Origin of the sequence: Geobacillus sp. FSL K6-0789, assembly GCF_038593135.1 — a bacterium.
GTDB lineage: Bacteria > Bacillota > Bacilli > Bacillales > Anoxybacillaceae > Geobacillus > Geobacillus stearothermophilus.
Genome location: NZ_CP151966.1, coordinates 395,541 through 417,454, shown reverse-complemented (window position 1 = coordinate 417,454; position 21,914 = coordinate 395,541). Strand labels below are relative to the sequence as shown.

Genomic DNA, 21,914 nt, shown 5'->3' with positions numbered 1-21,914 from the left:
TTATTTTTGGGATGCAGGTTTAAAGTGATTATTTTTATAAATTTCTGCTAAGAGCTTTATCTTATCTTTTAATAGTTCTGATAGTGGACGAGTATTTTCTATCACAGTAAGAATATCTTCTGTTGTGACATACTCTTTACCAGCAACAAACGCTTTCTCTATGCTTTCCTTTACGACCCCTTCAATATCTGCCCCACTATATCCATCTGTTTTTTTGCTCAGTTTAGCTACATCGATTTTCTCCAAATCTTCTTTTCTTCGTTTTCCAATATGAATTTCAAAAATTTTTTTTCTTTCATCTTCTGTAGGCAAATCTACATAAAATATCTCATCAAAACGACCTTTTCTTAATAATTCGGGTGGTAAGTTGGAAATATCATTTGCAGTAGCGACTACAAAAGTTGGGCTCCGTTTTTCTTGCATCCATGTTAAAAAATGACCAAACAATCGACTGGCTACCTCTGTGTTCCCGCTGTTCCCGATACCTGCAAAGGCTTTTTCAAGCTCATCAATCCAAAGAACGCAAGGAGAAATCGCTTCCGCTAACTTAATCGCCTTTCTCATATTCGCTTCAGACTCTCCAACATATTTCCCCATTAATCTTCCCATGTCTAACCGAAGTAAAGGAATACCAAAAAGGTGAGCTGTTGCTTTAGCGTTTAGTGATTTCCCACAGCCAGGCATCCCTACAACTAATACTCCTTTTGGAATATCAACTCCGTATTCAATTGCCTTGTTCATATTTTTAAAGACGATGGATTTGTTGGAAAGCCATTTTTTTAAATTATCAAGTCCTCCGATTTCATCAAAGCTTTCCTTTAGAGGAATCATCTCAAGAATTCCTGATTTCTTAATCATTTGGTATTTCTGCTCATATACAATTTCTAAATCTTTACGATTCAGATTACCATCTTTTGAGTAGGCAAGGGATAAAATATTAATAATCTCGTATTCAGTTAACCCCTTAAAGGCAGTGGTAAACTCCTCTAACAACGAGTCAGATATGTCTGGTAGTTCATTAACCTCTATAAACTGTTTAATCAAACTTTTTATTTCTTTTTCTCCCATATAATCCATTTCAATAATGGTTGTATACTTTTCTAACTCAACAGGAATCTTCAAAACAGGCGAAACCAGAAAGATTATTGTTTCCAATCCATTATGAATACGAAGAGAAATGTCTTTTAACCTGCTAATGACATAAGGATTGTCAATAAAATGATGCACGTCTTTTATTACAAGGATTTTTCCTCTTAGTTCATCATTATTATTCAAAAACGATAAAGTAACTTCTAATTGTTTCATTCCCTCCAGAAGAGGAAGTTTTGTTCGGAAATCAACAAACCCTCTTGATGCATTCCATTCTAAAATTTCTCTTCCATAAGCAGATTTCTTTATGATTTCATCAGCTTTTGCTTCTTCAAATGTATTTAGATAAAGAATAGGAAATTGTGCGTCAACGTAATGCAATACCTTTTCTTTTACCTGTTCTAAAAGCATTTGCTCCCCTCCCTACGATCCATAAACAAACACTTGGTCCTTATATAGAATTGCCATTTTATCATCGCTAACATCAATATCAAATTCATAAGACCAATCAAACAATCCTGGTACTTGTATCGTGCTTAACTTTTCTAATGTATCAGTATCCCAAATACTAATTTCCCCTGGTTTTTCTGTACCATCTTCTCTTTTTAAACCAACTCTTGCAGTCACTAAATATCTATCAACCACATTCATGAAATAAAATGGAGGTGTTGGTAAATCTGCTATCTTATTACCTGTATTCAAGTCAAAAACAGCAATTTCTCCTTCTTTATCTTTTTCATTTTTTAAGAAGGAATATATATTTCTTAGTGGAAACGGAGAACTCCCGAAATATAGTCCTCCATCAACATTTCGTTGGTTGCCTTTTAACGGGACAGCAAATATCTTATCCGATGCAATCTTAAAGCTTTTCATTCCTATTTTAAACATTGGATAAAATGATTTTGGATTAAACAATTCTCCCGCACCGTAAGAGGGAATATAATAAAGTTGTTGTCTATAAATTGAAAAACAATCGTTTTCATTTCTTGAAAATGCTCTCAGATCTTTTAACTTCATGTTAATTTTTCTGTATGACTTACTGCTTATAATACTTAAGTTATTTAAATTAATGGAATATGAATAATAGCTAACATCCCCTGTTCCCAGAAAACCATTAGAAATTTCATTGATAAATAATTTATTATCTTCAATAGTTATATTTCCGAACGCATTTACATCTCCCTCGTTCCAAATTAAATCCAATTCTTGTTTTTTCATTTTATATGGATTATTTAAATCAAAGATGTATAACACACTCTTATATCGATTACCTGGACCATCTACTTTTTCATAATCTAAAATATAAAACATATGCTTTTCTCTAAATGCTTTTATATCATCATAACCAAAAAAATTCGATTTGAATTGATTAATCCCCTTTCCACTATTTAAATCATAAAAAACAAAACATTTTCCTTTTCTAACTACAATCGTATTTTCATATACAAAAATATTTCTATGACCATCAGAAAAACCCGAATCTCCAAACTGACTGTAATCAATCTTTATACTTCCTATAAGATTATTAAAATCACCTTTTTGCAACGATATATTTTTTCCTTCAAATGTAACATTAGAGTTCGTACCTGGCTTGAATCTAATATCTGTATCTGAAGTTAGAACTAAATTAGCGAAAGAGATACCCTTTTGTTTGGCATTGAAAGTCCCTTCACACAACAGTTTTACTTTGGGATTATTTAAACCAATGTATTGAACATGTGAATATTTATCGCTGACTGTAAATTATCACTTTATTTCGGAACAAAAGAGACATTTTTTTGCACATTCCTTCAGAAAGCCCTCTCCCCTTTTCTGAAAGAATGTGCTAAATTTTTTGTGAATTATTTCGGAAGAGAAAATCCATCGGTTCATAGGAGGGGGAGGAGGACGTGATCCAATTTCATGACTTTGGCATTGACGTCCAAACGTATGCAGAGCGTGGAAAAGAAAACGACTTCCCTCTTCTGAAAAAGTGTCCGCATTGCCGGGCCAAGCGCCCGTTGCACCGCCACGGTTACTATGAGCGAAACGCATTGACCCCACATGGTGATTATCGCATTTGGATTGTCCGGTATCGCTGTCGGGAATGCTTGAAGACGGTGAGTGTGCTGCCTTCCTTTCTCCTCCCGTATTTTCAGTATACGTTGTCCGCCATATGGCAAGTCGTGAAAGAGCAGTTGGGATTGACCGAAAGGACGAACCAGGCTCCGTTTCTCCCGACAAAGGACGGCATCATCTTTTATGTCCGACGGTTCTACCGAAACCTATCAAGCCTTCACAGCTTTTTTGCGAGGCGGTGGAGGATCATAGGCCCTATCGTGAAAAAAGAAAAGGAACGGGCTTCTTGGTGGATCCAGACGTTAGAGGAACACGGTCTTGATTCGGCCATCAGAGAGATGTGGGAGGGCGGATTCCGACACCCTTTTGCGAATTAAATGGGATCCTGATTTTACATACATACCCTAAATTGGAAATAGTTTCGGTTCCCACAAACCTTTCCTATCGACGGAGAAAAAGCAATTCGGTACGATAAGGGCAGACGGACCGGAACGGTCCTGATTCCAAGTGAGACAAGGAGGAGATTTGAATGAATGAGTCGATGAGACACGACATTGCCCTGTTTCGGTACGGGCTAATCGCTCCGTTGGTGAATGGGCAGGTGGAACCGAAGACGTATCTGAAAGAGGTGAGCGAGCGAGTGCACCATGTTCCCCACCAGGGAGACAAACGAATCGCAGCCAAGACGATCCTCGATTGGTGCACCCGATACAAAAAAGGGGGCTTTGACGCCTTAAAGCCGAAGCGCCGTTCGGACCGCGGCCACTCAAGGCGTCTGTCGCCCGATGATGAGGATCATATTTTAGCCCTAAGAAAAGAACATCCCACCATGCCCGTGACGGTGTTCTACGAACACCTGATCGAGCAGGGGGAAATCCCAGAAAATCATACCTCTTACTTTACTATATACCGATTGTTGAAAAAACACAACCTGGTGGGAAAAGAAATCTTGCCGATGCCGGAGCGAAAGCGTTTTGCGTATGACCAGATCAATGAGCTATGGCAAGGGGACTTATCCCATGGACCCACGATTCGCGTCCATGGGAAAGCCCAGAAAACGTTTTTGATCGCGTATATCGATGACTGCTCGCGGTTAGTGCCATATGCCCAATTTTTCCCTTCGGAGAAGTTTGACGGGCTGCGGATCGTCACGAAGGAAGCGGTGCTTCGTTGCGGGAAGCCGAAACGCATTTACTCGGACAACGGGAAAATTTATCGGTCCGAGGTGCTGCAGTATGCGTGCGCCGAGATGGGAATTACGCTCATCCACACCCAGCCGTATGACCCGCAAAGCAAGGGAAAAATCGAACGGTTCTTCCGCACCGTACAGACACGGTTTTATCCACTGTTGGAGCTGAATCCGCCGAAATCGCTTGACGAGTTGAACGAGCGTTTTTGGAAGTGGCTTGAAGAGGAGTATCATCGAAAACCGCACGCCTCACTGGACGGAAAAACGCCGCATGAGGTGTTTCAATCGCAAGTGCATCTCGTGTCGTTCATCGAAGATGGCGATTGGCTGGATGCGATTTTTCTGAAACGGGAGCACCGCAAGGTGAAAGCCGATGGCACAATCACCCTGAATAAACAGCTATACGAAGTGCCGCCTCGGTTCATTGGGCAATCGATTGAGCTCCGCTATGACGAACGAGGCGTCTATGTGTACGAAGAGGGCAAACGGGTGGCGGAAGCCATTCGGGTGCGTTTGGAGGACAATGCCTATGTAAAACGCCATCGGTCCCCGTTTGCGGCGATTCCGGCGAAGGAGGGAGAACACAGTGTATAAATCGTTTTACTCCCTTTCGCGGGAGCCGTTTGCGAAAGAAACAGACCCGTCCGAGGCGTATCAAGGGGCGTCATTTCAGGAAGCGTTGCGGGCGCTGGAGTACGTGAAACGAACCCGGGGGATCGGGCTGTTGATCGGAGAGCCGGGGGCGGGCAAGACGTTCGCCCTTCGGGCGCTGAAAGAGTCATTGAATCCATCATTGTATCATGTCGTCTACTTTCCGTTATCCACCGGAGGCGTGATGGATTTTTACCGTGGACTGGCCTTGGGATTAGGAGAGGAACCGAAGTACCGCAAGGTAGACCTCTTCCGCCAAATCCAGCAGGCGATCGAGCGATTGTATCATGAACGGCGGATCACGCCGGTGTTCATTTTGGATGAGATGCATTTAGCGAAGGATGCATTTTTACAGGACATCGCGATCTTGTTCAACTTTGAGATGGATTCGACCAACCCATTTGTCTTGATTTTGGCCGGGCTGCCCCATTTACAGGGGAAGCTGCGGCTCAATCAGCACCGCCCTCTCGACCAGCGGATCATCATGCGATACCGGATGGGGCCGCTGGAGAAGGAAGAGGTGGCGGGCTACATCGAACATCGGATGAAACAGGCCGGGGCGAAGCATCCGATCTTCACCCCATCGGCGTTAGAGGCGATTGCCCTGCAGTCGCGGGGATGGCCTCGGGTGATCAACACGTTGGCCACGACGTGCCTGTTATACGGGTATCAGCTGAAAAAGGACGCCATTGACGAAGAAGTGGTGCGCATGGCCGCAGAGGAAATGGGGTATTAGCACGAAAGGGGCCGAATCGGCCTCTTTTGTGCTTTCTCTTTTCCATAGGTCCATCAGGCGCGCTGGAAATCTTCATCTGAAAGAGCGTGCAAACGTTCCGAAAGAATGTGCAAAATCCGGAACAATCCGCAAAAATTTTGCACATTATTTCCGAATCCGCCTGAAATAATTTGAAAAAGGGATTCTGAAATAATGTGCTAGTTTACAGCTGACCTCAAAAATATCTCCCAATAAATATACTGTTGTTTCATTATTTAACACGCTGTTCTCCAAAATCTTGCATAGTTCCTCTTGCGATGTTGCTACCTGGTCTACATTTTCAATTTGTTCATTTGTGAATTGTTTTAACATTTCTATCTTCTGTCTTTTTTTAATTATGTAATTAACATCCAAATGATCTTCAGAAAAAGGGATGTTGAAAATTTCAAACAATCTTTTTGCAATAGTTTCTGCCTCTTCAATAGGTATATCCTTAATTCTTTCCAATTGTTCAAGTTCGTTTTTATAAAATCTCTGTTCTAACCATACCTTTAACCTGCCATCAAAAAATAGCTCCATCACTGATTCCAAGTCAAAATTTGCTCTTAACTCTTCTATAGTTCGCACCTTTGCACCTGACTTCATTATCAAAGGAAATTTAATACTTCTCTTAAGCATGACCCAACCCCTTTCTTTTAATTATATTTATCAGCCATTAATTGAATGGTTCTTTTCATTTCATCTCTTAAGCTTTGAGGACTGATAACCTCTACACGCTCTCCTTGGCTCAATAGCCACATCATGCATCCTTTTCCGTAAACCTCCGCTTCAATTAACCATCCTTCTGGAAGCTTTTCAATGACTTTAGCATTAGGAAACCTGTCCAATACAGCAGAAAGCGAAAGACCAAAAAATTTAAATCTAATGGTCATTAGGTCTCCTGCATACATAAATTGAATACGTTTTCTAAGCTCCCCTTCTTCTATCCTGTCTTTTTCGGAGTATTTGAATTTCTCTTGTAACAGCTTAAAATGCTTAATTCTGTCCACTCTAAAAAAAGCTGGTGATTGATATTCACTATCCTTTATAAACGCAATTAAGTAGAAATAATATTCGGAAAAAATTATCGAAACGGGTTTTACAATTCTTACTGACTCTTTTCCATCCATTCTTTCATAAGTTATCTCTATCATTTGTTTGTTTCTAATGCTAAAACCAATATCCCAAATCATCTTCAGAAGGGGTTTGTTATGCTGTAATGGTTGAAAATGAATTAACTCATTTCCAATGATAGCTTTTATAAATTTTCTATCCTCTTCAGTTGCCTGACTAAGGAGAGCATCAATTAACCCATTCATCTCTGATTTACAAAAAGCTCTGCTCTCCAAAATTATCTTTATGATGCTTAGCAATTCGACCCCAGTTAAAGGATTTTTAACAAATCCACTTAGGTAATATCCTTTTTTAGAAAAGTCGTATAGTATTTCCTCACCAGCACAGTTATTAGATAAAAACATTCTTATGTCATCAATATCTCTCTGAACGGTTCTTTCGTTTACACCTAATTCATCAGCAGTTCTCTTCTTATTGATAACTCCCCCTTTTCGGAACGTATCATACAATTTAAGCACCCTACTTATTTTCGCCTCTTTCTCTTTGTCCACCGTATCACCCTTAGAGTTTCCAATTAATTCTTTATACTTATATTATCAAATAGGTTAGACAGAATCTGTCATACCAAAATATTTTTTAAAAGTCCGAGTTTATATCAAATAACCGATGGTGCTAGATAAAATCGAGCAAACATAAAAATAGCCCTCGCCTGCGGATCTCCTGTAGAATGAAAGTGCGACCAAACATTCGAAAGGAGAATCCCCATGCAAGAGCACTTTCGTTTTACTACAGACAAAGCAAAAATTCAAAAACAATATGCAGCGATTTTCTTTTTTGTTTCTGCCCAGCTGTCACACATTCAACGCTATCTTCAACGTCGCAATCGTCATTTGGCGAAACAAGAAGACGCGGTGATCATTGCCATTCATCTTTTAGGCTTGGCTTCTCTTCCGAACGTGCATGGCATCGCTTTGTTACTGGGAACTTGTTCACGAATGGACAGTTTCTCGAACGTTCTTGCCGAGCGCTGCGCTTTGCGATCAAATCGCAAACAGCACCCGGCACCGTTCGCTAATTCCCCAACCGCTCCCGTACTTCCTCCTCTGTCATGTCGAGAATATGGGCAACGTCTGTTATACTCATTCCTTTTTCGACCATTTTTCGAATCGTTTCATTTTTCCCTTCTTCTCGACCTTGTTCTAATCCTTCTTTCAATCCTTCTTGTCTTCCTTCTTCCCGACTGCCGCGAATGTTTGAGAGTTGATCAAGGAGCCATTTCAGCCGCATTTCGTATGCGTAACGGTTTTCGGGGTCGACGCTTAAGTTTTGCCATTCTTCTAGTGCTTCTAAAATGTCTTGTTCTGTCATGGCTATTCCCTCCAATTCACGAAACATCTCTTCATCCATTTTTTTCGTTCGTCCATCGACAGCCGACAACATCGTTAGCCATGGCCATTCCGGTGACTGTTTCACTTCTCTCCGATATTTCTGGCTCTTCACCAAAAGTTGTACTTGATTTTTTCTGAACATACCCTATTTACGCTTGTGAGGGAAAATCAACAAATCAGTGATTTTTGCACATCTTTGTGCAGGAAACCGTATTGCTTGTCAAATACATGTTGTGGTGAAGAGCCATATTTCTTCCATTTTACCATAAATTGTGACAAGTCGAGTACGTCAACTACCCCCACTTAGCTAACGCTTGAAGTGGGGGCTTGCCACTCCCCAGAAGTGCAAACGGACTTCGTCCTCCTTCCTTGACTTGGGGTTGCATCAGGGGGCAGGTTGACGACTACCCAACGACGCAGGTCATGCCTGCATCGTTACCGATTCTCTCGGTGTGTCTGTTGGCAGTACTTGGCTTCCACACACAACAGACGGACCTACGCTCGATGTTTTACGTTGCAACGTTTCCTGCAACCAACTCCATACATCGAGCAGCTGTGATTGGAGTGCCTTTATTGAACGGTTTTCTCCACGCCTTTATTCTATCATATACAAAAGAAAGGGGGAACGCGCATTCCTCTCCCACTTACTCCCTTTGGTCGTTGAAGTGGAGTCTCCTGCGCGAAATAGGATGAAATTCAAGGTGATGGCTCCAAAGAAACTGTTCTTCGTCTTCACGAATGTGAAAAACGGTATGGAAGCGATCTGTTTCATGTGGGAAAAGGGGATAATTTAAGATGGCGATCATAATCGTTGGAGGGAGGAAGGGCGATTCCTCCCCGACTTTCGCTCTCGCTTAGAAGTCGGGGTCTCCTCGCCAAAGATGATGAAAATTGGAAATCGGGTGGCTCATTTTTTATGTGATCGAACCGTTGAAAAGTGGCTCAATTTTAGATTATCAAATACATGGATATTTGCCGAACCATTTCGACTCAATATGGGCTATCTACACAACATTTATACTCGTTTCGTTCTATATGTATAAGAAATAGAAGGCACCTTTGAGATACTTCACTCTCAAAGATGCCTTAACACCAAAGAAAAACAGAATATATTGAAACGTTAGCAACAACACCCAACGGCTAACTAGATACCACAAAGAACGCTTTTGCTACGCCCCCACAATATCTTCTGAATTTCTGTTAATCTCATCGATAATGCGAATAATCTTCCGCGCGTCGTCCATGTTGTCTTGAAAGAGTTCAACAATGCTGCCGACGGTTTTAAACGGTTCTTCCTGCAGCACCCGCTTGTCCATGACTCCGTTTTTCACAAAGTAATCGACGATCAATTTGACAAAACGGCTTTGTTGGATGTTCAACCGTTCGCTTGATAAAAATTCGGAAAACGCTTCGTTGGCGGCCTGCGGGTCAAGGCCGACGATTTGGCGGACGAGCTTTGTAATCGGTGTGTCTCCGAATTCTCTTTGATAATCTTCCTGTGTGCCAAGCTCATTCCAAAGAATATGCTCCAACGTTTTTACGTCTTGGACGGTTAGCTTTTTATTATTTCGCAACTTGTAAATGGCCATCTGGTCGCGATGTTCGTGCAGATAATGTTCCACCTTTTTCCGATAATTTTTCAGATCATTGACAGTAAATATCGGTCCGTTTTCTTTCACTTCCAACACTTGGTCTTTAAAGTTCGTATAGTAAATTTTTTGCGTTTCTTTTTCAAGGAATTTGACTAAATCACGCAACGCTTCGCGAACGGCTTCCAATTCGAAAATATCTGCTTCGCTCCAAAACTCTTCCGTCTGCACCTTTTCGATGATGTATTTTTGCTCCATCACTTGAGGAATCGAACCGAGCTTCGATAACGCCTCTGCGGTGCGAATCACACTCCGAATCGGCTTCGTGGCATTTTTCGTTTGCAGCTTCGCCAATTCGATCGTGTACATAAGCAAATCAAACCGTTTCGCCAACTCATCATCGTTTAGCGGAACAATCAGCGGCGAAATGTGTTCTTTAATTTCATTTACATCCATCGCCGTTAAGGAATCCCACTTGGCTCGATTTTTAAACTTATGCACATATTGAATATGTTGGCGTACGCGGAAGTTTTCTTCGTTTAACTTATTGATTTCCGCCAGCACCTCGTCAATCAATTCATTGCGATAGGCAATATACTCTTCTTCTTGGTATTGTAAATGCTGCAGTTCTTTAATGATTTCGATTTTGGCATTAAATAGACGCTCCGTTAAACTTTCCACCGCTTTTCCTTCGATTCCCTTTGGATTTTCGCGGAAAAACTCGAAGTTGCCGCAATAATCAAAAATAAGGAAATGCGTTTTATCTTGTCCAACTCCGAATAAGTCTTTGCATAAACGGGTTCCGCGTCCAATCATTTGCCAAAACTTTGATTTGGAGCGTACCTTTTTAAAGAACACAAGGTTGACGACTTCCGGAATATCCACTCCAGTATCGAGCATATCCACCGATACCGCAATCTGCGGCCATTTGTTACGGTCGGAAAAATCATCGATTAAGGTTTGGTAGTAGTTCACGCTGTAATCAATGACCCGTGCAAAGCCGCCCTTGTATTCAGGGAACAATTGATCAAAGCGCTCCACAATCCGTTCCGCATGACGATGATTTTTCGCAAAAATAATCGTTTTGCCGAGTTTGTCTCCGCCTTCGACGCGAATTCCTTTTTCCATTAAATCTCTGAGTACCGTATCAATCGTATCGTCATTAAACAGCCATTCGTTTAACGCCGCACTGTCAATATCCTCGCCTACTTCATCATCAAATGTTTCTTCATACCGTTCTTTTTCTTCATCCGATAACTCATCGTAATGAATGCCCTCTTCCAAAAATTTGAGCTTTGTTTCAATGGTACGATAATCCACTAAATAGCCATCTTGAACCGCTTGATCTAACTCATAGGCATAGGTCGGCACACCGTTTTCCAGATCAAACACTTCATACGTATTGCGGTCAATTTCATCTTTTGGTGTGGCGGTAAGCCCAAGCAATATTGCGTCAAAATAGTCAAAAATTGCTCGGTACTTCTTATAAATACTGCGGTGGGATTCATCGACGATAATTAAATCAAAATGCCCGACGGTAAAGAGGCGTTTGCCGTCTTTTCGTTTCGCTTCGTCAATCGCGTTCATCATTGTCGGGTACGTCGAAAACACCATGCGGCTTTCCTCTGGATTATCTTTGTTATCGAGCAAATTACAAAGTGTCAAGTTCGGCAACAAATGGCTAAAGCTGTTTTTGGCTTGCGTTACAAGCGTTTTGCGGTCCGCTAAAAACAAAATATTTTTTACCCAATTATGACGGGTAAGAACATCGACAATCGAAATCGCCGTCCGGGTTTTGCCGCTCCCCGTTGCCATGACAAGCAACGCTTTGCGCCGTTTGTTCTCGAGCGCGTCGCATACGGCTAAAACTGCTTCTTTTTGGTAATAGCGATTCGTAATGTTGTCATTGATTTGCACATTTTTTAGCGGCTTCTTCATCGTCCGACGATCAATAAGCAAGCTTAATTCTTCCTTATTGTAAAAGCCGGAAACTCTCCGCGCCGGATAGTTAAGGTCGTCCCAAATATACGTTTCAAAACCGTTTGTGTAAAAAATAATCGGACGTTGGCCGTGCATTTTTTCAATACAGTCGGCGTATAGCTTGGCTTGTTGCTTTCCTCTGTTCGGGTCAGCGGTTGTCCGTTTCGCTTCGATAACCGCCAGCGGCTTCCCGTTGTCGCCAAAAAGGACGTAATCGACATAGCCGACTCCTTCCTGATTCGGCATGCCAACGACAGGGTATTCCACAATAACGTCCTTTTTAAATTCCCAACCCGCCAGCTTCAAATCTAAATCGATATATTTCTTTCTTGTTTCCCATTCGCTTAGTTCATCGACTTGGAAGTGGTACTCTTTTGTATTCGCTTCCCGTTTGGCGGTGAGAAGAGCGCGAAGCTGTTCATTTTCTTTCATCATTTCCTCAAGACGCTTGTCTTTCGAGCTTAACCGTTCGTATAAATCTTTCAATTCTTCCGGACGCTCGCGCTTTTCCTCTCCGATTGGCAGCAATGATTCATCAAAATCCGTAGCCGTATATTCATCTGAATAACAATAATCAATCCAAGACACAAACTGATGAAGATGATGCAGGGAAAGAATCGCTTCTTCCCTCGTAATCATCGAGTTCGTATGAACCGCGACATTTCCCAGTTTGACAATGTAACGCAACAACGGCAACAAGTCTTCATCAATAATGGACAAAAAGACGTTGTCATGAATCAAACTGGAAAGATTATCTTGATACGGAACTTTCAACGCGCTGTCAAAGCTGTACACCCACTTCACCGCAAGCTCCAGCGCACGGCGCGTCAAAATCGCGCACGTCGCCGGACTCACAACCAAACTTTTCTCCGCCTCTAAACACGCATTCGTAAAGCTCTCATAATGAGGTTTTCCTATTAGAAAACTAAAGTTGGATAGCAACAAACACCCCTCCCTTGACCAGCACGAATTCCTTTTACACTTACTAATCGTTGAATAATTCTCCCTTAAATGCACGTTGCATGAGGGAATTAAACATATTTTGTATCTCTGCTTGACTTTTTAAAAGAAGTTCTTTCTTTAAGTTTATTTGTTGTATAGTAGCTGCAAATAATTCCTGTAACTCTAAAGGTGGAATAATGATCTCAAGTTCTTTTAAATTTTTTAACGGAAGCTGCGGTTGAGAAGATCCTGTTTGTGTTTTCTTTAAAACTAATTGAAAGCTATTAGATGTATAAAGTTGCTGGAAAAAAATTCGATTAACATTTTTCAATCTAAGAATCGCCATTTGAGCATTTATGAACCCTGTGTCATAACCTTCTTCATCAAAAATGACTATATTCCCAATGGATCCCCTCAGTGTAACAATTAAATCTCCCCGTCTTAATTTTCCTTTTCTCAATTGACTAAACTTTTCCTTTGTAATATACGTTACTTTCGATAAGTCTAATTTGTTGTTCACAAAGTTTGAGGTAGACAAAAAAAGTATACCTTCACTAACAAGCTCATGTTGCTTCGGATAGTTTTCACCTCGATCTCCATCCTCAATTTCCGCAATATCTTTTAATTTCTTAACATCCCATCCCTTTGGATTACTTACTGGATCCCCAAACATCTCCAAAAACACACTTTGCGTTAACTGATCTAACGCTTCAATTTGGGCTTTTCGTTTATCGATGAGTTCTTGGGATTTGTCTAATGCATTTACAATTTTATTTTGAGTACTATAATCAGGAATTTTAACTTCTATTTTCTCTAATGCAGACTTAGTTAGTTTACCTCTTGTTGTCCCTGTAATATGTTTACTTAGATCAGCATAGTTTAAATAGTAACATAAGTACTTAACATTAACGTTTTCTTTTGCTACTAACACATGAGCATGGTTATTTACCCAACACGGTTCATTCATGATGTAAGCACACTTTTCTCTAAATCCCCAACTTCCTCCGTCTTCTGCTATACATAGAATTTCTTGGTCGAAAATGAATTCATCAATATAGTCTAACACTCCATTTGCACCACAATATGGATATAAACCTTTCTTTTTTAGAGATTTTCTTTCTAACTCATTCAAGGGCTTTCTTTTATTATCTAAATTAATAGTTAAATCTTTTAGTTTAACCGTCTCAAATCCCATGTTACACACTACCCTCTAATCATTTCTTTCAACTCTTGTAATCCTTGCATAATCTCTTTTTCCAACGCTTCCACTCTTTCAAGTATCACACTCGGCGCTTCATACTGTACCTCTTCATACTCAATCTCTTTATACTTGTTAATCGAAAGGTCATAGTCGTTTTCACGAATTTCTTCCACCGGCACGAAGAACGATTGCTCTGTCCGTTTCCGGTCTTTTTCCGCTTCACGGTTATGGAAGCGGGCAATGATATCCGGGATGTCGTTGTCTTCAATCGGCGTGCGCTTGTCATCCAATGAATGGCCATCGGCTTTCATATCATAGAACCATACTTGATCCGTACCGCCGACGCCTGTTTTGGTGAAAATCATAATCGCCGTCGAAACCCCGGCATATGGTTTAAATACGCCGCTTGGCATGGAAATAATGGCTTCTAATTTATGATTTTCCACAATTTCTTTGCGGATATCTTTATGCGCCTTCGAGCTGCCGAACAATACCCCATCTGGCACGATGCAGGCACAGCGTCCGCCCGTTTTTAAGATGCGCAGGAATAAGGCCAAGAATAAAAGCTCTGTCTTCTTTGTTTTAACGACTCTTAATAAGTCGCTGGAAACGGCTTCGTAATCCAACGAGCCTTTAAACGGCGGATTGGCAAGGACAAGGGTGTATTTGTCCTTATCTTTGTTTTGTTCCGACAAGGAGTCGCGATATTCGATATTCGGATTTTCAATGCCATGGAGCATCATGTTCATCGCGCCAATCCGCAACATCGTACGGTCCATGTCAAAACCGTAAAACATATGATTATTAAAATGCTCTTTTAAACTTTGCACTAAAAATAAGTCACTGCGATGTTTGCGCAAATATTCGCCCGCCGCCACCAAAAACCCCGCCGACCCCGCCGCCGGGTCGACGATGATGTCTTCCGGCGTCGGTTTCATCAGTTCGACCATCATGTGAATGATATGACGCGGGGTGCGGAATTGGCCGTTTGTGCCTGCGGTGGCGATTTTCGATAACAAATACTCGTACAAATCGCCTTTCGTATCGCGGTCTTTCATCGGAATGCGGTCAATGCCGTCGACGATTTTGACGAGCATTTGCGGCGTCGGGATCATGAAAATGGCGTCGCCCATATATTTTGCATAGGCCGATTCCCGATTGCCGTGCAAGTTTTTGATGAACGGAAACACTTCATTGGACACGACATCGTACATATGGGCGGCTTCAAAATGTTTGAATTTGCTCCAGCGCAAGTGTTGCTTATCGGGAGGAAAGATGCGTTCCGATTCAATGCCGAGCAGCGCATCCTCCTGCTCGCGCTGTGTTTCGACTTCATCCAAGCCTTTGATGAACAATAAGTAGGTAAACTGTTCAATGACCGTCAGCGGGTTCGTAATGCCGCCTGTCCAAAACGTTTCCCATATTTTATCGACTTTATGGCGCAATTCGCCTGTGAGCATGGATTCTATGTACCTCCTTGTGATTTCCAATCTCCATTATATACGGTTTTCGGTACAAAAGGGGAAGAAAAATACGTTTTATGCCGGTTGACGCTCAGGAAGACGGAGAATGTCTTTCTTTGTGGAACAAAGAAACTCCCACTGTGCTTTGTTATGAAGAGGGAATCGTTCACCATAACCGTTCGAGGAACACTTGCAAGTGTTGTGGATTCTCAATAGGATGGATCTCATCCATCCCCCAGTTTTGCAGGCGGATGAAATCTTTATCATGTCATTCGTGTCGTCATGGCCGTTTGCCCAATTCGACTGCAAACAACAAGGCCGGAGCCACCGGCCCGTTGTCTTATCTCAACCGAATTTTCGCCACACACTCCACATGCGCCGTGTGCGGAAACATGTCCACTGGCTGGACTTCGATCGTTTCGTAGCCGCCGTCTTCTAGGATGCGCGAGTCGCGGGCGAGCGTCGCCGGGTTGCACGAGACGTAGACGACGCGCGGCGGTTTCATGGCGATGATCGTCTCAAGCAGCGCGGCGTCACAGCCTTTGCGCGGCGGGTCAACGACCAAGCAGTCGGCGCGGATGCCTTCTTGATACCAACGCGGGATGACGTCTTCGGCGGCGCCGACTTCGAAGGTGACGTTTTGGATGCCGTTGAGTTTGGCGTTGCGCTTGGCGTCTTCGATCGCTTCGGGGACGATTTCGACGCCGTAGACGTGTTTCGCTTTACGCGCCAAAAAGAGCGAGATCGTGCCGATGCCGCAGTAGGCGTCGATCACCGTCTCCCGCCCGGTCAACTCCGCGTATTCGAACGCTTTGTCATACAGCACTTTCGTCTGTTCGGGGTTGACTTGGTAAAACGAGCGGGCCGAGATGGCGAATTGAATGCCGCCGATGCGGTCGGTGATGAACTCGCTTCCCCATAACACCCGCGTTTTGGCGCCGAAAATGACGTTCGTCCGCTCGGGGTTGACGTTTTGCACGATCGATTTCACGCCCGGAATGGCGCGGACGATGTCACGGACAATGTCCTGTTCGTGAGGCAGATGGTCCGTGCGGGTGACGAGAACGACCATCACCTCGCCTGTTGCCGCGCCGTAGCGGGCGACAATATGGCGAAGAACGCCCTTGTGCGTAGCTTCGTCGTATGGGGGAATACCATAGCGCTCGGCGATGCGCTTCACGGCCTGGACGACGACATCGTTCGCCTCTTGCTGGATGAGGCAGGCGTCCATATCGATGATTTCATGCGTCCGCTCCTTGTAAAAGCCCGCGACCAAGCCCCCTTCGCGCTCGCCAACGGGCACTTGCGCCTTGTTGCGGTAGCGCCATGGGTTCTTCATCCCGATGACGGGATGGACGGTGACGCCGCCAAGCTTGCCGATGCGGGCGAGCACTTCTTTCACCTGCTTTTCCTTCGCTTTCAGCTGGCCTTCGTAGCTGAGGTGCTGCAGCTGGCAGCCGCCGCATTGGCGATAGACGGGGCACGGCGGCTCAACGCGGTCGGGGCTTGGTTCGTACAGCTCCACGAGGCGGCCGTACCCATACCCTTTTTTCACTTTGATCGCTTTCACCTTCGCCCGCTCGCCGGGAAGCGCGTGTTTCACAAACAACGGAAAGCCGTCGACTTTCGCCACCCCGAGCCCGTCGTGGGTCAAATCCGTGAATGTGACGTCATAATACTCGTTTTTGGCGACTGGTGCTTGCTGCTTCGTCATGTCGTTCTCCTTTCTGCCGTTCCTCTGTATATGTAGCGTGCCCTTTATAGGGGAAAGGCATAAGAAAAGAACAGGCTTATCTTCCTGTTCTCACTTGTTCTGCCTTTTCTTTTGGCATCAATACGTCAATATGGCGGCGCAAATTGACGAACTCCCCTGGAAGCATGCCGCCGAATTCGCCGTCTAAGTTCAGCTGCATCGGCGAGTGCACTTTCACCCGGTTCGCTTTCGTGTAAATGACGTGCGGGTCGTTGATGTGCTCGCCGCGCGCCGCGAGGGTGACAAGGCGGATGAATTCGGCCAAGTTCGTTTTCTTGACGATGATAAAATCGAACAGGCCGTCATTGAGCGACGAATCGGGCGCCAGTTTTTCAAACCCGCCGACCGAGTTCGTGAGCGAAACTAAAAACATCATAATCTCGCCTTCGAACAGTTTGCCGTCATACTCAATTTGCGCTTCGGTCGCCTTGATGGACGGCAACATCTCGATCCCTTTCAAGTAATAGGCGAGCTGGCCAAGCATCGTTTTCAGCTTGCTCGGCACTTCGTAGGTGAGCTCGGTCAGGCGCCCGCCACCCGCGATGTTGATGAAATAGTGCGTTTTGTCTTCGTTCGTCACACAGCCGATGTCAATCGGGACGGGCTCGCCCGTGGCGATCACGTCGCACGCCCCTTCAATCGAACGGGGCACGCCGATGGCGCGGGCGAAATCGTTCGTCGTCCCGACAGGAATGACGCCCAGTGTCGGCCGATACGGCTGATCGGCGATGCCGTTGACGACTTCATTGATCGTTCCGTCGCCCCCTGCGGCGACAACGAGATCAAATTCCCGCAGGACGGCCTGGCGCGCTGCTTCCGTCGCATCCCCCGGCCCTTCGGTGGCGTGGCACGACGTTTCATAGCCCGCCTTTTCCAACCGCACGAGCACATCAGGCAAATGGCGCTTAAACAACTCGCGACCCGATGTCGGGTTATAAATAATTCGAGCTCGTTTCATTATTCTCAACCTACTTCCTTTTTTCCATTCCACCCGTTCCCATCATAACGAAACAACGCTTGATGCGCAACTCCGACGAATGTCGTGAACAAGGCGACGAGAAACAGCGCCCTCGGGTTCAAACGAAGGGCGCTGTGGGAGGATAGGCATCATTCTGTTGTCTTCGCCTGTTGGGACGATGCTGGCGCACCGAGCGGCTGGACATGGGCCGCTCCACCCTGGGCGACGCTCTCGAGCAGCTGCTTCACATCGATGCCCGTCGAAGCTTTTAACGTCTCCTGCAAGCTCGCCATTAAGTTCGTCGCATAGCCCGTGACGCGGTTGGCGCCGCCTCCCGCTCCTGAGCCGGTGTCGACGATCGTCAGCTTCTCGATGTTCGCAAGCGGGCTCGCCACTTGCTTCGCATACTCCGGAAGCATCTTGATGATCATGTCGAGCACCGCAGCCTGGCCGTAGCGCTCGAACGCTTCGGCGATCTTTTGTTTCGCTTCCGCTTCGGCGAGGCCTTTCAGTCGGATGATTTCCGCTTCCGCTTCCCCTTTCGCTTTCTCCGCCTCGGCTTTCGCCAGCCCGTCGAGACGGATGCGCTCCGCTTCCGCTTTCGCCAGCGTTTCGACGCGGTATTTTTGCGCATCGGCTTCGGCGATTTGCTTCGCCTTTTCCGCCGCCGCTTTTTGTTCGATCGCATAGCGCTCGGCATCGGCTTTTTTCTTCACTTCCGAGTCGTATTGGCGCTCGCGGCGCAAAATTTCTTTTTCTTCGAGCTCGATTTGTTTTTGCCGCTCGATGATTTTGATTTGCATTTGTTGGGCCATCACTTCTTGTTTCGCCTTCGCTTCCTCCAAATGATACGCCTGATCGGCGCGCGCTTTGGCGATGTCTTGCTCGCGGCGGAACTCAGCGAGCTTCAACTGGTTGATTTTCTCCGCCTCCGCGATTTCCGTCAGCCGCTCGAGCTCCGCCTTGCGCGCTTCCTTGTCTGCTTCAGCCCGCTTGATGCGCGTCTCTTTTTCCGCCTCGGCCGTGGCGATGTCAGCATCGCGCTTCACTTGGGCGATGCGCGGCTTCCCGAGCGCATCAAGGTAACCGTTTTTGTCGCGCACGTCTTTGATCGTGAACGAGACGATGACAAGCCCCATTTTCGCCAAATCTTGCGAGGCGACACGCTGCACTTCTTGCGAAAACTTGTCGCGGTTTTTATAAATTTCTTCAACCGTCATCGACCCGAGAATGGAGCGAAGATGGCCTTCAAGCACTTCACGCGCTTCGTTTTCCATATCTTGGCGTGTTTTCCCTAAAAACTGCTCGGCCGCGGTCGCGATTTCGCCGATTGAGCTGCCGACTTTAATAATGGCCACCCCGTCCGCCATCACGGGCACGCCTTGTTCGGTGTACACCTCGGGCGTTTGCACGTCAAGCTTGATCGACAATAGGCTCAGCGGCTCAGCCTGTTGGAAAATCGGCACGACGAACGTGCCGCCGCCGCGGACGATTTTGATTTTGTTTCCCGATTCATCGACATGAACGTTTTTGCTTCCTAAGTAGCTGCCCGTCACAATGAGCGCCTCGTCCGGCCCGACGGTGCGGTAGCGGGCGATAAAAATGGCAATAAGTCCGACAAGAAGCAAGACGACGACACCAATGACCATCAACCATGGCGCAACCATGACAAGTCCCCTTTCTTTGTTTTAGATGGAAAGGTGATACGGATCGTGCCTCGCCACCACAGCGACGCCGTTTTCCATTTGTACGATGATGACCTCTTCCCCTGACGGAATGGCCTCATTATTTGCGCTTTTCGCCGCTTTGGCCACCGCGCCGCTTTTACGGGAGATGAGAATTTCGCCCAACCCGTCAGGCGGCACCGAGACGATCACTTTAGCAAGCGCCCCCTCCAAATCGGCGTCCGTATACCCAAGTGACGCCTCAGCCGAACGGAGCGGCAAAAAAACGAAAAAGTGCAACAGCAACACAGCAACAAGCGCCACGCCGATGGCAAGCCACAGAACCAAGCTCGATGCCCAGTCTGTGTACCATTCCGCCAGCAATCCGACCGCGCTGCCAACAATGAAAAACGATAAAACTAACTGCGGACTGAACAGCGGATGATCAGCCACATCGAACAAACCGTCAAGCACATCGCTGAAGAAAAAATACAAAACCGTCAACAACGCACTGACGACAAGCACCCATCCGTACACAACTTCAGGCGAATGGCTGAACAACTCCCCTCCCTCCTTTCCCCTTCGCTTATACATACGGCGAAGGCAGCCGTTGGTTTCATCATTTTTCCAATGTCATCAAAATTCGACAATCCTCCCTGATTTCCTTCTTCTAACAGCAGAAAAAATGCAGGGAGACCGGCAGGATTTTGCATAGTGCAAGGCGAATCAAGCTATGCGAATCTAAAAACATATCGGGAGGAAGACCATGTCAGAAACGCGCATTGACCACGATCGGCTGTTTAAAGAGTTGTTGAGCACCTTTTTTGAAGAATTTGTTCTCCTCTTCTTTCCTCACGTACACGAACAGATTGACTTTCACTACCTTTCCTTTTTATCAGAAGAAGTGCTGACCGATGTCACCGCAGGTGAAAAACATCGAGTCGATTTATTGGTCGAGACGAAGCTGAGAGGAGAAGATGGACTGATCGTCGTCCACATCGAACATCAAAGCTACATCCAATCCTCGTTTTCAGAGCGAATGTTCATTTATTTCAGCCGCTTGTTTCAAAAACACCGCCGCCGCATTCTTCCGATCGCCATCTTCAGCTATGATGCCATCCGCGATGAACCATCTTCATTCACCGTTTCGTTTCCGTTTTTGACCGTTCTCGATTTCCGTTTTTTGACGGTGGAATTGTCCAAACTCCCATGGCGCACATACATCCGCCATGACAACCCGGTCGCCGCCGCCCTGTTAAGCAAAATGGGGTATAATGAAGAGGAGAAGGTGGAAGTGAAAAAGGAATTTTTGCGCATGCTCACCCGCCTCGAGCTCGATGAGGCGAGACAGCGTCTGTTGTTCGGCTTTTTCGAAACGTATTTGCGGTTATCGGAGGAAGAAGAAGTCCGACTGCGAGATGAGGTGAAGACCATGGAGGAAAAGGAGGCTGCCAAAGTCATGGAACTCATCGTTTCATACGAGAAGAAAGGCATGGAGAAAGGAATAGAAAAAGGAATAGAGAAAGGAATAGAGAAAGGAATGGAGAAAGCAAAGCTAGATGTTGCGAAACGAATGTTGGCAAAAGGATTTGATGCTGACACGATCCATGAACTGACCGGACTGCCGCTAGAAACGATTGAACAATTGAAGCCATGAGAAGGCAAACCCCTTCTCCCTGAATCATTCGAATGGCCGCCCCCACTCCTTCGAACTTTGAAACATCTTCAGGGAGAAGGCCTTTTCATCGTTCTTCGCTTTATTCCTCTGAAATCCCCAGCCGCTCCAATTCCCGCCAAAGCTGCCCCGTAAGCATGAGCCTGTACATGCGAAAATCGGCCCGAAGCGACCCAAACGGATGGCCGAAGGTGGCGGGGTTGTTTCCTTCGATGAAAAAGTGGCTGAACCAGGCAAGCGCATAGGCGGCGATTGGCGCGCCGAGCAACCACCACGCATTCCTCGTCGCGATCGCGATGATCACAAACAAAAACACGAAGCTCGTTCCGACAAAATGCCAACGCCTTGTCGCTCGTTTCCGGTGCTGGGTCAAATAAAAGGGCCAAAACTCTTCATAATCACGGAATTCCATCTCCCTTTCCCCCTTCGACGGATGCGGCGCGCCGCCACGCCAGCGATGAACGTGGCGATGCCGACAGCCCAGTA

The 21,914-nt window shown here is 45.4% G+C and carries 17 protein-coding genes and 1 pseudogene; 5 read left to right on the top strand and 13 right to left on the bottom strand.

Features of this window, described 5'->3' with window-relative positions; all coding sequences use genetic code 11:
- Entirely contained in the window at positions 1-1,500 is a 1,500-nt protein-coding gene (locus NSQ51_RS02085; RefSeq protein WP_049625165.1) for an AAA family ATPase, read from the bottom strand.
- A 12-nt stretch (positions 1,501-1,512) separates the two neighbouring features.
- Positions 1,513-2,634 carry a hypothetical protein gene (locus tag NSQ51_RS02080; protein WP_121650198.1) on the bottom strand — a complete coding sequence of 374 codons (1,122 nt, stop codon included), beginning with the start codon at positions 2,632-2,634 and terminating at the stop codon, positions 1,513-1,515.
- Positions 2,635-2,978: 344 nt separating this feature from the next.
- Here NSQ51_RS02080 and NSQ51_RS02075 point away from each other — a divergent pair, with 344 nt between their 5' ends.
- The 3 genes from NSQ51_RS02075 (at position 2,979) to NSQ51_RS02065 (ending at position 5,723) form a co-directional block, all read left to right on the top strand.
- Positions 2,979-3,524, top strand: a complete 546-nt coding sequence (locus tag NSQ51_RS02075; protein WP_033011705.1) for a DUF6431 domain-containing protein — start codon at positions 2,979-2,981, stop codon at positions 3,522-3,524.
- Positions 3,525-3,676: 152 nt separating this feature from the next.
- Positions 3,677-4,930, top strand: a complete 1,254-nt coding sequence (locus NSQ51_RS02070) for an IS481 family transposase (protein ID WP_117219280.1) — start codon at positions 3,677-3,679, stop codon at positions 4,928-4,930.
- The gene (locus tag NSQ51_RS02065) at positions 4,923-5,723 is read left to right on the top strand and encodes an AAA family ATPase (RefSeq protein WP_064213564.1); all 801 of its coding nucleotides are present in this window, start codon (positions 4,923-4,925) and stop codon (positions 5,721-5,723) included. The genes NSQ51_RS02070 and NSQ51_RS02065 overlap by 8 nt, the downstream gene beginning before the upstream one ends.
- A 144-nt stretch (positions 5,724-5,867) precedes the next feature.
- Here NSQ51_RS02065 and NSQ51_RS02060 read toward each other — a convergent pair whose 3' ends face one another.
- Positions 5,868-6,380, bottom strand: coding sequence for a hypothetical protein (locus NSQ51_RS02060; protein WP_121650211.1), 513 nt, complete (start codon positions 6,378-6,380; stop codon positions 5,868-5,870).
- A gap of 17 nt (positions 6,381-6,397) precedes the next feature.
- Positions 6,398-7,366: a WYL domain-containing protein gene (locus NSQ51_RS02055; RefSeq protein WP_049625163.1), complete on the bottom strand. Its 969-nt coding sequence runs from the start codon at positions 7,364-7,366 to the stop codon at positions 6,398-6,400.
- A gap of 213 nt (positions 7,367-7,579) precedes the next feature.
- Between NSQ51_RS02055 and NSQ51_RS02050 the strand changes: the two are divergent.
- A pseudogene (locus tag NSQ51_RS02050) lies at positions 7,580-7,860 on the top strand (IS982 family transposase); the annotation flags it as partial.
- Between the two features lie 26 nt (positions 7,861-7,886).
- Here NSQ51_RS02050 and NSQ51_RS02045 read toward each other — a convergent pair.
- The 8 genes from NSQ51_RS02045 to NSQ51_RS02010 all read right to left on the bottom strand — a co-directional run bounded on the left by NSQ51_RS02045 (position 7,887) and on the right by NSQ51_RS02010 (position 20,314).
- Positions 7,887-8,222 (bottom strand): Rpn family recombination-promoting nuclease/putative transposase, encoded by a 336-nt coding sequence (locus tag NSQ51_RS02045; protein WP_235434181.1) that lies wholly within the window; start codon positions 8,220-8,222, stop codon positions 7,887-7,889.
- 1,150 nt (positions 8,223-9,372) lie between these two features.
- Complete coding sequence (locus NSQ51_RS02040; RefSeq protein ID WP_049626056.1) at positions 9,373-12,714, bottom strand: DEAD/DEAH box helicase family protein; 3,342 nt, start codon at positions 12,712-12,714, stop codon at positions 9,373-9,375.
- A 43-nt stretch (positions 12,715-12,757) separates the two neighbouring features.
- Complete coding sequence (locus tag NSQ51_RS02035) at positions 12,758-13,909, bottom strand: restriction endonuclease subunit S (RefSeq protein ID WP_080986149.1); 1,152 nt, start codon at positions 13,907-13,909, stop codon at positions 12,758-12,760.
- 8 nt (positions 13,910-13,917) lie between these two features.
- On the bottom strand, positions 13,918-15,375 hold the full coding sequence (locus tag NSQ51_RS02030; RefSeq protein WP_049626054.1) for a class I SAM-dependent DNA methyltransferase: 1,458 nt from the start codon (positions 15,373-15,375) through the stop codon (positions 13,918-13,920).
- Positions 15,376-15,718: 343 nt separating this feature from the next.
- Positions 15,719-17,092 (bottom strand): 23S rRNA (uracil(1939)-C(5))-methyltransferase RlmD, encoded by a 1,374-nt coding sequence (rlmD, locus tag NSQ51_RS02025; protein ID WP_049626055.1) that lies wholly within the window; start codon positions 17,090-17,092, stop codon positions 15,719-15,721.
- Between the two features lie 76 nt (positions 17,093-17,168).
- A complete protein-coding gene (locus NSQ51_RS02020) occupies positions 17,169-18,089 on the bottom strand; it encodes a diacylglycerol kinase (RefSeq protein WP_033013905.1) in 921 nt (306 codons plus the stop codon).
- A 149-nt stretch (positions 18,090-18,238) separates the two neighbouring features.
- Positions 18,239-19,756: a flotillin family protein gene (locus NSQ51_RS02015; RefSeq protein ID WP_033013904.1), complete on the bottom strand. Its 1,518-nt coding sequence runs from the start codon at positions 19,754-19,756 to the stop codon at positions 18,239-18,241.
- 21 nt (positions 19,757-19,777) lie between these two features.
- Positions 19,778-20,314 (bottom strand): NfeD family protein, encoded by a 537-nt coding sequence (locus NSQ51_RS02010; RefSeq protein ID WP_033013903.1) that lies wholly within the window; start codon positions 20,312-20,314, stop codon positions 19,778-19,780.
- A gap of 205 nt (positions 20,315-20,519) precedes the next feature.
- Here NSQ51_RS02010 and NSQ51_RS02005 point away from each other — a divergent pair, with 205 nt between their 5' ends.
- Positions 20,520-21,410, top strand: coding sequence for an Rpn family recombination-promoting nuclease/putative transposase (locus NSQ51_RS02005; protein ID WP_049625059.1), 891 nt, complete (start codon positions 20,520-20,522; stop codon positions 21,408-21,410).
- Between the two features lie 100 nt (positions 21,411-21,510).
- Here NSQ51_RS02005 and NSQ51_RS02000 read toward each other — a convergent pair whose 3' ends face one another.
- Positions 21,511-21,840, bottom strand: a complete 330-nt coding sequence (locus NSQ51_RS02000; protein WP_049625058.1) for a DUF962 domain-containing protein — start codon at positions 21,838-21,840, stop codon at positions 21,511-21,513.
- Positions 21,841-21,914: the final 74 nt, after the last annotated feature.

Bases quoted from the DNA above. Each gene is read 5' to 3' on its own strand.
- NSQ51_RS02085 (WP_049625165.1), bottom strand. From the start codon at position 1,500: ATGCTTTTAGAACAGGTAAAAGAAAAGGTATTGCATTACGTTGACGCA.
- NSQ51_RS02070 (WP_117219280.1), top strand. From the start codon at position 3,677: ATGAATGAGTCGATGAGACACGACATTGCCCTGTTTCGGTACGGGCTA.
- NSQ51_RS02060 (WP_121650211.1), bottom strand. From the start codon at position 6,380: ATGCTTAAGAGAAGTATTAAATTTCCTTTGATAATGAAGTCAGGTGCA.
- NSQ51_RS02045 (WP_235434181.1), bottom strand. From the start codon at position 8,222: ATGGATGAAGAGATGTTTCGTGAATTGGAGGGAATAGCCATGACAGAA.
- NSQ51_RS02035 (WP_080986149.1), bottom strand. From the start codon at position 13,909: ATGGGATTTGAGACGGTTAAACTAAAAGATTTAACTATTAATTTAGAT.
- NSQ51_RS02030 (WP_049626054.1), bottom strand. From the start codon at position 15,375: ATGCTCACAGGCGAATTGCGCCATAAAGTCGATAAAATATGGGAAACG.
- rlmD (WP_049626055.1), bottom strand. From the start codon at position 17,092: ATGACGAAGCAGCAAGCACCAGTCGCCAAAAACGAGTATTATGACGTC.
- NSQ51_RS02020 (WP_033013905.1), bottom strand. From the start codon at position 18,089: ATGAAACGAGCTCGAATTATTTATAACCCGACATCGGGTCGCGAGTTG.
- NSQ51_RS02015 (WP_033013904.1), bottom strand. From the start codon at position 19,756: ATGGTTGCGCCATGGTTGATGGTCATTGGTGTCGTCGTCTTGCTTCTT.
- NSQ51_RS02005 (WP_049625059.1), top strand. From the start codon at position 20,520: ATGTCAGAAACGCGCATTGACCACGATCGGCTGTTTAAAGAGTTGTTG.
- NSQ51_RS02000 (WP_049625058.1), bottom strand. From the start codon at position 21,840: ATGGAATTCCGTGATTATGAAGAGTTTTGGCCCTTTTATTTGACCCAG.